Raw genomic sequence first — 14625 nt, 5'->3', positions numbered from 1 at the left:
CTGAATGCCTCCTCCTTCGTGCTGCTCCATTCTGTTCAGACCCCGTATCCTCGTTGCCTACCTTTTCAAGGAAACCAGCATAACGGCGAACTCCCCGCGGGTCAGCGGCTTGGAGCCACCTTCCGCTTTTTGGTACGTTTGTCCGCTTAGGGCGCTGTAGCGCTCCATGATCAGATTCATTCGGTCCGCTGTTATGATGCTGTTGGGCGAGAATTGACCATTGCCAATTCCCTCTACCAATCCTGCCTCCGCTGCCCAACCGACATAACCGCTGTACCAGCTGCTTTGCTCCACATCGCTGAACAGGGCGGTTTCTTCGGGTTTCACATCCAGCAGCCGTCCGAACACGGTAACGGCCGCGGCGCGGGATAATCCTTCATTAGGAGAAAAAGCATTCTCCGCTGTTCCTACCATCACGCCTTTTTCATACAGGGACTTGATAGCATCATAAGCCCCATCTCCAAGCTTCACATCGGCAAATGGCAGCCCGCCAATGGTAAACTGCAGACTGGTGGCACCGGTGTAGGCGGCGTTGCCTGAAACCACCGCAACGGTTAGGCGGTATGTGCCGTCGTCTTTAGGCAAAATTGCAGAGATGGCCTCTATACCTTCAGACAGCAGAGCTGTTTCAGAATAATTTTCCGATGGGACATCCGTTACGGTAACTTGAACATCCATATCCGGAACGGCTGTGCTGGCTGTAATGCTGTCCAAGACAATTGTGCCGCCTGAGGCTGCGTTAGCAATGCCTCTGCCTGCATTGATGGAGAAGGTTACCTTCTGCTTGCCGGAGGCATCCGTGGAGGCCGTAATCGCCGAGAAGCTGTGGACGGTATCAGTCAGGATAAATGAAGTGGAAGCCTCCCCGGCGGTTTCAGCCTGTCCGTCCGGGAAGCCGTTCATACCCGGAGGTGTCATGCCATCCGGCATTGCTGGTTTTTCTCCTGCGGGAGGCTCAGGAGGAGTTCCGTTACCATTTCCGGCGGGAGGTGTGCCTTGGCCCTGCCCCGGAGGAGTTCCTTGCGGACGCCCGCCGCCTCCGGGAGGTCCTCCCATCATACCGAAGGAATTACCGCTGTACTGCTGCCGGATACCATCCACATACACTTGGTATTCTTGATTAAGGGCCAAGTCAGCTGAGGTGAAGGTTATACTTTGGAACGCCTTCTCGGCAGTGTGGTTAAGCAGCTTATTGCCAGACGCATCAGTGATCTCAATGACGCTTCCTGCAGCTTGTGTGGAGGCGAACATCAGCTCCATGAAAGGCTGCTTGGAGTCGCCACTTGTTGCATCATTGCGTGTACCCAACGCAACAACCATACCACCGTTCAACAAAATATCCTTATCCGCATCGATTCCGCCATCCGGGCTTCGTTCATTGGACATGGTCACAATGCTCCCGCCGTTAACGGTCAGATAGCCGTTGGAGTCAATGCCGTCGCCCTCTGCACCCAAACCGGCATTCACATGCAGGTAACCGCCGTTGATGGTTGTCACCGAGATGCCGTCTTCGTTGGTATTAATACCGTCATCCTGGGACTCAATGTAGATGCTGCCTCCGTTAAGAGTGAGATGCAGTTCGGAATCCAGCCCTTCATTTTCTGCAAGAATCGTCAGCTTTCCGGTTCCCGCCGATTCCCCGCTGATGTTCATGGACATTTTGGAATAGAATGCCCCATCGTATTTATGCAGCTTTTTGGTAGTGCCTTCCTTGTAGATTCTGGCCACGTAGGAGCCGCTCACATGGTTGTCGGAGCCATCGGCGATCACCACCTGCGCACCTGCCGACGACAGATCGGTTACGCCCTTTGTATCCTCACTGGAGCTGTACGGCTCGTACACATTATAGAAAATCACAGCCGGCGCCACCGTGGAGGTAATATTGACGCCATCCAAAATCAGCTTTACCACCGCCGAAGGATCCTCTGCGGCATCCTTGCCAAGGTCAACAGCCAGTTGGCCAGCCGACAATGTGCCCGAAACGCGGTATGTCCCCGGCTCCGTAATGGTCACGACCGTGTGCGCTTCAGCCTCACTGGCCGCATGCTCGTCCTCGGCGGTTCCTTCCCCGTAAGCGGAGCCTTGTCCGGCTTTGTAGTACACGATATCCGCCCCCGTATAAACCGCAGAGGAGGAATCCGAGGAGGCCGTTTGACCATCCACTTGAATGCCTCTATCAGATAGTGTAATCAAGGTTTCTGTAGGACTAGCTGCCCCGGCCACCGGGGAAAACAGGACAGAGGATAAGGTCAGCATCCCCGCGAGCAGGAACGATGTAGAACGCAAACGCATTCGCATAAAGAGCTTGCACATCCTTTCTGGTGTGATTGGGATATAAGCTCAGTTTATAGGCGCTTCCTGAATCCCCCCTGAATAAAAGCCAAACATTCCCTTAATATAAAAAAGGCAAGGAAACGTCTCCCGTTTCCCTGCCTTTTTGTCATGACTACTTTTGCTTGCTTACCTTCACATAATCAAAGTCCGGTACAGGGCCGCCCGTGGTATCGGATAAGCCATAAATACTGTAATCATCCGGTAAAACTTTTTTATATTTAATACGGACTACAGAGGCTTGATCCACTGCCTGCTTGATTTCCTTTGACCATATGTCATTCAAATTGATATCCATTATATTGTAATTATAATTGGGAGGCGAGGGCTGACGGGTTGCAATAATATGACCTCTTAGCCCATACTCGACTCCATCCGCCTCTACTACCAACCCGGAAGCATACATATATGGGTTAACCGTTCCTATAAATCCTTGGGCAAAATTCAGTTGAATGAATCCACCCTGATACGAGGCTGTTGGAATGCCGGGGGCTGGGATTCCAAGCACCCGGGCCTGAAGCTCAGCAGGATAAGGCTCTCTGGCCCAATTCATTAACCCCTCCGTACGGTACGTGATATCAATTGTTCCTGACGGAAGCGGGCTGTTGAAAGCAAGTTGGACATACCGGTCACTTTGATTCTTTACCGTGGCGGGATAGAGCCGGCCATTCACTTTTACAGAAATGCGCTCTGAGATCGGAGTGGTGCTTAAGGCCGCTTCATTATCCACCCATCTCCAGCCGGTTTGTAAGTTGAACACAGCCATTTTACGGTCCGATGAAATGACGGCTGTCAATTCTGTAGAACTATTCGCGAGTTGGTTATTGAAAGATGCTACCCGCACTCCCGTTTTGAGACTACGAAGGGACTTTCCAGTGTACTGCACTGTGGAATAAGGAAGGTTGGAGTTATTCATTGAAGCAGACAGCTTCACATACGCTCCGGCCGCTTCAGGATTTATAGACCAGTCATCATTGAATATAGTTACATCATTTATTTTAGCACCCTCAACTGTAAAATCATTGACTGTGGGCAAATAATTGGGATCCAGCCTTTTATTAAAGTAGATATAGATAGCATTCCGCTCTTGGTTCCAGTATGCAGTTCCTGAAGTAGCCGGATCGTAGTTCGGAACGTAGCCATGAAACGGCTCCTCTAACTGAACCTGCACAGTTGTAACTTGTTCAGAAATGCGGTTGCCGTCCTTCACGACAAAATCCATCTTTAGGGGGCCCCCATATGAACCAAGCTGAAAGCCGGTATTGGATGTTAAGACCTTACCCACATCCTGTTGAGTGATTTTTGCGTAAGGCCAATCATAGAGGGGAGTTATGGAGGAATTAGAGCCTTTCCCATACCCCTTTAACACAGAATCCACCGTTCCGGCCATATCATAAGAGCCCATAACAGAATACATTTCCGCCGGCTGTTTAAATGCAATTTGCACATGGACCGTACCATTCTTCATATAAGCCTTGGGATAGCCCTCCACAAAATAGGAATCCACAAAGCTGCTGCGGGTCATAATCATCTTGTTGGCTTTCACAATGACCTGGTATGATTTGGAGCCCGTATATTCTCCGGACAATGTGGCGGTAAGGGTAACGGTTTGATCCTGTTCTAATCTTTTAACATTTCCATTCGCACTAATCACGTCCGGATTGCTCGAGGACCACTGAACATTGACCATTGGGTAACTGTCTAAGCCCGACCACAAGAGCATATTCCCTAGAATATGGTCCTTGTCCGGGTTAGCTCCGAGATAAAGCTTTTCGAGCTCGCCGAACACCCCTTCAACTGAGGAGACAACCTTGGCAGGCATGTATTGAAGCTGTAAGGAGGCGGGAGCATAGCCTTGCTTCGTGATGTCAAAACGGGAAGAAGTTACGGTTTCTTGGTTGCCGGTGTCTAGAAGATACAGGAAGCTGCCGGCGTTAAACTTCTCGTTGATTCCTTCTCCAAAGTGTGGATTATATACGGCTCCGTTAACGGTTACGGTGACACCTGATGTGTCAGCTAGCGGCCTTCCCAGGCCATCCGTCAGTTGAATGACACCGTACACGGCATATACCACTTGTCCCACCGACAGCGGAACCAAAGGCTGGCTGGCTCGAATAACAGCAGAATACTCATTGGGCTGGACACCTGACGGAATCGTTCCGGAAATGTCTGCCCGCTTGCCGTTTTCCATTAATACTCCATCCATTTCAGCATTCGGATCCTTTATATCGGTGGTGAGCAGCGTCACCTTAACTCCCAGCTGCTCTACGGCTTGTTGTTTCACCGTAATGGTTGCCTTCGCTTCGAAGCCGCCGCTTTGAGTCTGCACCACAACTTCCTTTACACCTGGAGACTTAGCGGTTACCAGACCTGTATGATCCACTGTAATAACGTTGGAGCTGCCGTCATTCACTCTCCATGTCACCGCTTTATTGGCAGCATTGGAAGGTGTCACTGTGGCGGCCAGTTGTTTGGTAGTCCCTGCCTGCATGGAAACATTCGTTTCATTCAAGGAAACACCTGTTACATTAATGGAGGGAGCTCCCCCACCAAAGCCGCCTCCGCCAAAACCACCGCCGCCCCCACCGCCAACAGGAGCTGCTGCAGGTTTATCATTAATTGTCACGGCTGCGTTATCCTTGGCAGAGATTTTCTCCACCTTCACTTCACCCTTCAGGTTGGTGGAGGTTTCGGCAACCAGCTCCTTGATTGTTCCGTTAGCCATAATACTTACCGCAGAGGACTGGTTTGTCACCTTATTGAAGCTTCCCTCCAGAGCGATCTTCTGCCCTGCAGGAACATCTGTTGTAATGGTAACCAAATCGTAGCCTGAACCGGACAGCTGGCGGGTTTCCAACGTAGCGCCCGTCTCCAGCAAAGTTGAGGAGATCCTGCTATTCCCGGAGGCAACAATCCGTACCTTCCCGTTATATTTATTTACCGCAAGAACGCCTTTCACAACAGCATCCTTCAAGAGAAGGGAATGTTCACCGCCCCCTTGAATATAGACGGCCCCATTTACCGTCACACCATCAAGGTTAATTTCTCCTTCCCCTACACCTTGGGCGATATATAAATCACCCGTTATGGTCATGCCTTTTAGAGTAACACCGGCAGCGTTCACCAATGCATTGCCCTTTATTTCCCCGTTATATGTACCTGCCTTGTTATATAGCTTGGCCAAAAATTGATCGAACAAGGATGTCGCTTCTGCCCGGGTTAAGGTAGCCAAGGGCCTGAAGGAACCATCCGGGAATCCTTTCAGAACTGTGCGCGTTGCCAGTTCGCCAACGGCAGCAGAAGCCCATGGGGCCAGTTCTGTTTTGTCTGAAAAGGCAGCAGCACCTCCCGCACTCTTCAGCTTGAAGGTCCGCGCCAGCAATACAGCAGCCTCTTGACGGGTAATCGGATTACCCGGATGGGCCTTGCCGTCGGAGCCTTCCATTATCCCTGCAGCCTTCAGTTTGGTTACTGCCTCATAAAACCAATCATTAGAGGACACATCGGAGAAGCTGCTATTCCCCGGTTGGACATATTGGGAAATGTTCTGAAGCATAGCGGCAAATTCAGCACGGGTCACAGGTTGATCCGGTTTGAATATGCCATCTCCGTACCCTTGGATAATTCCATAACCGCTCCATTTTTCAACAGCTGCATTGCTCCAATGACTAACTGTATCCGTATACCCGTAAACCTGTTCGGCTACCGGTGGAACGGAAATTTTATCCTCCGCAGCCTTTTCCTCCGCCAATGCAATGCCTGTCCATGCCGGCACCAGAAGAGCTGCGGATAAAAGCGCTGCCATTCCTTTCTTCACTTGCCTGTGCAAAAGATTCAAACAAAATTCCTCCCGTTTCTTTTTCTATGTTTGTCTACAAAAATACCGTAAACAGGAAACATATTGTTCTATGATCCTTGTTTTCATAAATATACCATTCCGTCTGGCGTCAACACGATAGATGAATTGTGAAATGTTGCAAAATTTGATGATAATACGCATATTTTTTTGCACTAAAGCGAAATGTCTCTGATGGAAAACAGCCACGGAGCCGAGCGGACATTTCCGCCTAACTCAGTGGCTGTTTTTATACCCTGCTTAATTCATCAGTTACTGTTCCAAACTACAAAACGCATCAGCATCGCGGACACCTCTGCCCTGGTGGCTGCACCCTTGGGCGCCAAGCGATTCTCTGGATTGCCGTTAAGAATGCCCGCATGTACCGCCCAGTCCATGGCTTCCGTGGCCCATGGGGAGATGTCGCCGCTGTCCACAAAACTCTTGCCTGCTCCGGCGGCGGTTGGCTGCCCGGCATACCGGTGCAGGAGGGTGATCAGCTGCTCACGGGTAATGGCTGCTTCAGGCGCGCTGCCGTCGCTAATGCCGGATGCGGCCGCCCAATCCTGCGCCTTGCTGTACCAATATTCTCCGCCTTCGGTCTCCACCCCCTCCAGCCGTGCCAGCACGGTGAAGAGCATAGCCCTGCTTAAGGATACCTCCGGGGAGAACATTCCTTTGTCCGTTCCGGAGAAAAGCCCGCGGCTGGCGGTAAAGGCTACGGCTTCGGCCGCCCAATGACCGCCGGGCACATCCGTGAAGGCAACCGGATTATCCATGATCTGCACAGTCATATCACCCTTAGCAATGAAGCTGATCCCATTGCCCGCGGGGAGAGTGGTTCCCAGTACCGACCGGGTTCCGTTCTCCCTGACCCTAACCGCTACCGTGGAAACGGAGGTTTTGGGAACGGGGATGGTGATCCGTGCTTGTGTCACACCTTGGGGCAGACGGACGCTGGCCGTGATCTCCCCTACAGAGGTGGTGGCGGTCTCCACCTGAACTCCCCGGGTGTCCGAAACCACAGAGCGGCTGCTTCCATCCGGTTTGGTTACTGTCTCCTGTTTGCTGCCGTTCTGTCTGGTGATGAGCTCGGTAACAGTACCATTGCGTTCCTTCGTGAAAACTCTGCGGTCGCCGTTCGGCCAATGGGTGGTTTCTGTCACTGCTCCGGTAGCCGGATCAGTGGCGGTGGCAGTGGTGCTGCCGTCTTTATCTTTGACAGCGGCGGGCAAAACCGGCCTAGGCCCTGTGGAGCCCGGAGACTCCTCCTCCGTGCTGCCCGGATCAATTCCGCCGGAGGCATATTCCCCTACGGTCACATCGCAGAACGCTGTGTAGCCCCCGTCTGCTGTGGTCACCGTAATCCTGGCTGTGCCCAACCCGCGGACATGGACCAGACCGTTACTGTCAACTGTCACTGCCGCCGGGTTTGAAGAGGTCCATAAAAAAGTCTTATCCGCGGCGTGGGCAGGTGTCACATTTGCGATGAGCTGGAGAGTAGGGCTTCCATAGTTGGTATACAGCTGTGCGCTGGTGTGATTCAGACTCACACCTTCAACAGAGACTGGCGGGTTCCCCGGGTTTTGCGGACCGCCGTACACACTTACGGTTACGGTTGCGGTATCCGAATAACCGCCATCCACCGTTGTCACGGTGATATAGGCCGTCCCCGCGGAATGGGCGGTAACAAAGCCGCCGTAGACGGAAGCAACAACGGTATCCGAGGTGCTCCAGGTGACCTCCTTGTTAACTGCGTCAGCGGGCTTTACCTGTGCATGAAGCTGAACAGCAGGGTTTCCATAGTTGGTATACAGCCGGATATCGGTATTGCCCAGGCTTACCCCGCTGACACGGCCTGACGGCACAAAAGGCAGGATGCTCATTTCCACATGAGGGCTGGCTTGATGGGTTTGGGTTTCCTGGTACCGGACCCAGTAGACTCCCGGCGCCAATCCGGAAATGGCCGTGCCCTCTACGCCGGACCAGGTGTGTCCTTGGTCTGAAGACCATTCCATAGCGGCGTTTATCCCTTGAATGCGGCCGTCGTTGGCGCCCGCTGCTGTTTCATCAGTCTTTACAAGTCCTTCCGGTGCAGCCTGTTCGGCTTTTTTCGGTCCGCCGGTGACCATCACCTTGATATTATCGAAGTCCACCTGTCCGTTGGCGAAGTTGTCGATGCCAAATACATGCCCGGCTAGCGTTGTGCTGCCTGGTGTGCGGAAGGCAAAGTTCTCCGCAATGGCCGCATCATCCATATACACGCTGTACGCCTGCGCAGTCATATCCGCTATAATTTTGAAATGATGCCAGGTATCATAACGGAAGGGCTGCACATTCTTCCTGGCGGATGCGTCGGCAACCTTCACCCACGGGTCGTTGCCTGCATTCTCGAAGGCCACAGTCATGGCGTAAGCGCCGTTCTGGTTTTTAGGCAGGAAGGCGTTGGCGTATTGCAGTCCCGCCTTGAAACGGGCGGAATATTCAATCACAACCCTCTCGTCCCCGGCTGCAGTCACCTGACCCATGTAGGGAAGAAACATATTGGCGAAGCCCTTGCCAGTGCCGGTGGTCAGCCTCAGGAAGGAATTCCCATCCTCCTCCACAACCTGCGCCGCACCGCTATTCTGGACCTTGGTGGCTTCGATCCCGAAGGGCTGCTTGCCTGTTATATCCGCTTCGAAATCCCGGTACGCATGGTACGTGAGGCCATCCTGTGTCAGGTTCAGCGAACCCGATAAAGCCGCCTCCGCTCCGGACAGAGCATCCCGTGCCTCTCTAAACTGCTCCTCTGTCAGATTCCCGTTGGCCGCCAGCTCCTCCGCATGGTCCAGTGCTGCCAGGAGGGCATGATAGGCGGACTGGCTATAGGCGCCCGGCCCTTCGCCTAAAGGAATGGAGAGCTCTACGGTTCTGCTGCGTGTCTCCTTCACCAATTCGTCCAGTCCCCATCCGGCGGTGACTTCAACGTCGGCTGTGGCATTCACCTCCAGCCCCTTCAGCTTGCCGGGCACCTGGACGATGCCGGGGGTGTTGAACACTAGACCGTCCAGCATCCAGACGACCTCCGCAAGCCCGGTGCTGCCATCCGCATACACCACCGGAGCAAAAAGCGGCAGCTTGGGCGTCTGTCCGGAGAGCGACTTCACCGCTACAGGGGACACTTGGACCACCGGTGATGCCTCCGGCGCCGGAGATCCCTTGATGCCGGCATACACAGCCTCCGCAATCCAGGTATACCCAGCGGCATTGCCGTGCACATAATCCGGGAATTGGGCCAAGGTGGCGTTTTGCGTTGCCTGGTGGACATCGATAAAGCCGGCGTCCGCAATGAGAGCAATCTGCTTCTGCAGCGGAACAATCTCGTTGTGGAGCACATCAGCCTGAATGCCATACCGGTTAGAGCCCGCAACGACGGTTGGAGATGTGGCAAGATACACGGCAGGATGGGAGTCCAGATCACGGTAGCTTTGGATAAGCTTCAGTCCGTGATCCACATACTCCGCTTTGTACGTTTCCCAGTTCAGCTCCTTGGAGTCATTGGTCCCCAGCATGATGACTACCACATCGGGCTGGAAGGCCTGGCTCTCCGCAAATTTCTGCTGATGCACATACCCCTTTTGGGCACCGCCGGTGTCGGTTCCGTTCTCCAGCATGGTAGCACCGCTTACCCCGAAATTCTCCACCTGGTAGTTGGCACCCAGCAGGGCTTGCAGTTGGGCAGGATACTTATCCTCCGGCTGGATAGGGCCGGCCGAATCCGAGCCGAAGGTAATGCTGTCCCCCACGGCAGCCATCTTAATCTTGGGTATATCCGGCTTGGTCGGGTCTATGATACTGACCTTGAAGTCGTCGAAATCAATGGAGCCATTCGCCATATTATCAATACCGAACCGCTGGCCGGTGAGCTTGGTGCCGCCTGTGTGGCGGAAGCTGAAGTCGGTGGCTACCGGAACAGGGTCGTTGTCCATATAGACCGTATAGGTCTTTTTGGCCCAATCCCCCACCATCTTAAAGGTGTGCCATTGGTTGTAATTAAAGGATTTCACGCTGACCTTATCCGCATTGGACGTGCCTTTATGCACCTTAATCTGATGGGCCCCATTGGCATTCTCAAAGGCCGTAACCATAGAAAAATTGTTGGTTCCGCTGTCGTTTCGCACCATGGCGCCGTTGGCATATTGGAAGCTTCCGTTGAACCGGGCCCGGTATTCAATAACGATACGCTCATTGGCTGCCGCCTTTACCTCTCCCGTATACGGGAGGAACAGATCGGCCTTGCCGGCAGTAGACGTTGTGGTCAGACGCAGGAAGGAATTTCCGTCCTCCTCCTGCACACTGGCCGCAGCACCATTGGTCATCCCCTCGATATTGAAGCCATAAGGGAATTTGCCCGTTTCATCTCCGGAAAAATCCCGGTACGCCTGATAGGTTTTGCCCTGCCGCGTCAGAACCAGCGCATTAGGCAATGCAGCTTCAGCCGCTGCAATGGCATTCAGGGCTTTGTTGGCCTGCTGCTCGGTCGCCGTCCCGCTGTGGGCCAGGGTTTCCGCCGCATGAAGCGCATCCACCAAGGCGTTATATGCAGCCTGACGGTATTGGCCCAGCGCATCGCCCAGCGGGTAAGAGATGCCCGACATGGCGGCACGTTTGCCGTTCACCACCGCCAGGAGCTGCTGCCCGACTGTGCTCTCCGTCCGGAGGGAGGGATTCCATAAGGCATCTGTTGGGGTTTCGCCGCTTTTTGTCAGGTAGATGCGGTCCACATACAGGCCGTCCTCCCGCATCCACAGGCTGAATGCATGCTCTTCCGCTGTTGTAACATTTACCTTGCCTACGTTTTTCCAATGCCACTTCTCATCCAGACTATTGCTGAAAAACACATCCGTAGAGAAATTGCCGAGGCTTCCGTCCAGCCCGCCGCGGATGGAGTCGGAGGCGTTATCTACATACCTCCAACGCAGCCAGACGTTATATGTGCCCGTGCTGTTGAAATTTATTTTGTACGTCAATTCCGGGCTGTACACCGGGAACTCGGCATTCTCCGACCACTGTGCGCCCATATCGGGAAGCCGCATAGCCATACCGGTGTCGGATTGGGTAAGACGCCAGCCGTTGGGGATTTTTCCCGGAACCTGCACGGCCTTATCCCGTTTGGAGACCGTATAGGCCTTCATGTCGGCCGTGATCTCGCTCTCCGATTCCAACGTTTGTTCCATGGCGTATTCGGCTTCCAGGCTTACCTTGCCATCCGCCTCCACAAAAGCGCCCCCTCCCCACTCGGCGGGAATGTTCTTCGGCTCTGCCGGTACTGGGATCCGGGGCAGGAGGGCGGTGCCGGGGTGAAAATCTCTATTAAATTCAGAATGATAGCTCTCATCCGGACCAAGCTCGCTTGGAATCACACCCTCCGGACCGGTGTAGAGCACCAGCTTATCAATCATGATAAAACTGTCTACCATCCACAGCTTAACCGTATGTTTGCCGGCGGAAAGAGCAGGCAGCGTCACTACGTGCTTTTCGATCATATGGAATAGGTTGCTCACCCAAATGGTGCCCTGACCTTCATCGGCCGCAGCGGATTCCACAATAATCGGGGCAGTGTTATCCACAGACACCGCAAAACGTACCTTCCCCTTGGCGTTCAGTGTGGGAATCCGGTAGATCTCCAAGGGAAACTGGCCGGAGGAGGATAGGTTGATATCATATTCCATACTGGGGGCAGAGGCGGTGACCGTGTCTTCCTCTAAAGCATCCAAATCAGGTGAATACGCACGGACTACATCCCCGCCGAAGGCGCGCCCTGCGTCACGGATGATTTGCCAGGTCTTATCGCCCTTGGTATACAAACGGCTGTAATGCTCGGCCTCCATAGATACATAACCGTCCGCCTCAGCATACCCGCTGATTGCAGATAAGGGAGCTGCCGGATTATCAACCGTTACCTGAATGGTCTTCTTGAGATTGGTCCTCGTGTCGGTAATGGTAACCGTAGCGGTTGCGCCCTTATGGGCTTCCATATTGGGTACCGTTACGAATAGACGGGTCTCATCAATGACGGTTCCGTCAGCGGCGGAGAGCTGAACCCAAGGCTGATCGGCGGTGGCCGTCCAATGAACGCTGCCTGCTCCCTTATTGAACAGATCGATGAATTTCCCAACCTGATGATATGGGGAGAAAATAAGCCTGGACTGCTCCCGGGGCAAAGTTTCCCCCTCCGCCACAACCCCCAAAGCCGGCGCACCCAGCACCAGTGCCGGTGTGCCGGGAGGCAGCTGGTTAATCACAGGGGGTGAGGCAACCTCCGGGTCAATGAAGCCTTTCCACTTGCCGTCTGCAATCGTGCTATAGTAGGCGATCTCTGCCTTCTTCGCCAGATCAGCCTCCTGTGACAGCTTGAGCATGCTGTCCGCAGAGGCCATCCTGCCCTGATCGAAGGCCAGATTGCTTCTGTCCGCATAATAATAGGCTTTGTTGACGTAATAGGCCCAGTTGATTTTGGCTTGAATCAACTCATAGAAGGGCAGCTTCTGTTTTTCGGGCAGCGCCTGGGAAATAGCCGCCGTCCGGTTGAACAGATCCTGGTAAACCGCCATTCGTTTGGAGGCTTCATCCCCGTAGTGGGTCTGGTTGAACAGGCCATCCTTCATATGCTCCGGCTTGCGGACGATGGTGTGCTGGTAGAAGGTGTTGAGAATGTCGGCCGCTTCATCGCTGTATGCGCCGCCCACATGCTGGGCAGTCCAGTCCTTCAGGAATTGGTCCGCCTTGTTTTTGTATTGCTCTACATCCCAGCCGTAACGGATAAAAAAGGTCATCTCCGCTTCCTGCGGCTTGATATCGCCCACATTCAGAATCCAGGATTTGCGGATGTTATGCTCCCAGGATTTGCTGAGCTCCTCTCCCATCACAGCAAGCGGAAGGGAGCTGAGCCACATATAGCTTTGATCCACCGGGGCCCAGTAGGACACGTGATAATACAAGCCGTGCCCGCCCTCCCGCGCACGTTCCGCAGCGTCGGGCATCCTCCGCATCATCCCGTGGTTATCGTCGCACCAGATGACGGTCACATTTTCGGGCAGATCAAAAGTGGGGTTATTATAGATGGGCAGAACTTCCTTATACGGGATCAGGGCCTGGAAGGAAGCCGCGTATTTGTCCGGGCCGAGAATTTCCTTCAGCAGCTGCTGCTGGTCCCGGATAATTTCGTTCATGAGGCCGGCTTTCCGGTCCTCCAGATTGCTGCCCAGATGCGCATAGACGTCGGACATCAGATTCTGGGCTTCGAATGGTTCATCATGCAGCCCGCGCATCCCCAATGTCCATTGGGCGTCGGTATTCTTATGCCGCTCGATATTATCGCGCCAGTATTGGAGCAGGGCATCCTTGCTTACGGTGTAGTCATACTTGATATCGTTGGCATTCTGGCCACGCTGCGCAGCATAATCGCTTTTCCACTTATCCCACTCGTGGACATTGGTCCGCAGCAGCATATCGGGATGGCTGGAGCCCAGCACAATGCCGTATTCCTGTACAAGCTCAATGTTGCCCGGCACATTATTAATGGAGTTGACGTGCATGGCGGCCCAGATGTAATTGCCCTTCAGCCGGAGAATCAGCTCGAAGATTTTGGCGTACGTTTTGGGCCCCATGGTACTGGGATCTTGGAACACCTCGGTTGCCCAACGGCTGAGCTTTTCCTCGTCATTAAGGAACACCCCGCGGTACTGCACATCGGGCATATCCGTAATGGACGTTCCGGCTTTAAGATAAACGGAAGCTTTGGCTGCAATAGCTGCATCGGCGAAAAAATACCAAGGGCTTACCCCCATCTGCTCGGACAGCTCGTATACCCCAAAAACAGCCCCCCGGGGATCGGAGCCGGCGATTACCAGAGTATGCGGATCTATTACCTTGATGAGATAAGCCTCCCACTTGCCTTTGATGGCGGACACTTCAGCGGGCGTAATTTTGCCTGCGTCCACCAACGCCTTGACCTGGGCGCTTGCGTCCAGCGTACCCACGATGACCACCGGACCGGCAGGAAGAGTGGCTGCACTGCTGACAGGAGCATCCAACCCGGTGACCCGTTTGATATCCTCCTTCAGGTCATTGACCACCCGCCTCACCGGAGCATTATCCTGGGCATCAACCCAGAGGGCTGCCGCAGCTCCGTTAGCCGCCAACGGGAAGTCTCCTGCGCCCCCCGTTTCTGCCATGTATCCGCTCTTCCCGCTCACCGGGGAAGGTCCGGCTGCTGCAAAAGCGGGTAACATGCCTGCACCCAGGACGGCGATCATCACCATAGCGAGGATACGTTTTATCTTTCCAGTCACTTCAGCTCACCTCTTTTTTATTTTGTTTGCGCTTTCATTTTGTCCCGTCCCCATTCTACCCTCCGCATAACCCGATAAAAATGGAAGATCTTAAAATGTTTTTGTACCCGTTTTAGAAAGATT

Annotated in this window: 3 protein-coding genes and 1 pseudogene; all 4 read right to left on the bottom strand. The window is 53.7% G+C overall.

All coding sequences use genetic code 11. The features are described from left to right. Positions 1-57: 57 nt before the first annotated feature. The 4 genes and pseudogenes from ACI1P1_RS27935 to ACI1P1_RS27920 all read right to left on the bottom strand — a co-directional run bounded on the left by ACI1P1_RS27935 (position 58) and on the right by ACI1P1_RS27920 (position 14502). The gene (locus ACI1P1_RS27935) at positions 58-2298 is read right to left on the bottom strand and encodes a carbohydrate-binding domain-containing protein (protein ID WP_416219846.1); all 2241 of its coding nucleotides are present in this window, start codon (positions 2296-2298) and stop codon (positions 58-60) included. A gap of 148 nt (positions 2299-2446) precedes the next feature. Beyond that, positions 2447-5455, bottom strand: coding sequence for an immunoglobulin-like domain-containing protein (locus ACI1P1_RS27930; RefSeq protein ID WP_416219886.1), 3009 nt, complete (start codon positions 5453-5455; stop codon positions 2447-2449). Between the two features lie 93 nt (positions 5456-5548). After that, positions 5549-6136, bottom strand: a pseudogene (locus tag ACI1P1_RS27925) (S-layer homology domain-containing protein); the annotation flags it as partial. A gap of 299 nt (positions 6137-6435) precedes the next feature. Further along, positions 6436-14502, bottom strand: coding sequence for a glycosyl hydrolase 115 family protein (locus ACI1P1_RS27920; RefSeq protein ID WP_416219845.1), 8067 nt, complete (start codon positions 14500-14502; stop codon positions 6436-6438). Positions 14503-14625: the final 123 nt, after the last annotated feature.

Source organism: Paenibacillus mesotrionivorans (genome assembly GCF_046098205.1).
In the GTDB taxonomy this organism is placed as follows: Bacteria; Bacillota; Bacilli; order Paenibacillales; family NBRC-103111; genus Paenibacillus_AR; species Paenibacillus_AR mesotrionivorans.
This window is presented reverse-complemented; position numbering and strand designations above follow the sequence as displayed.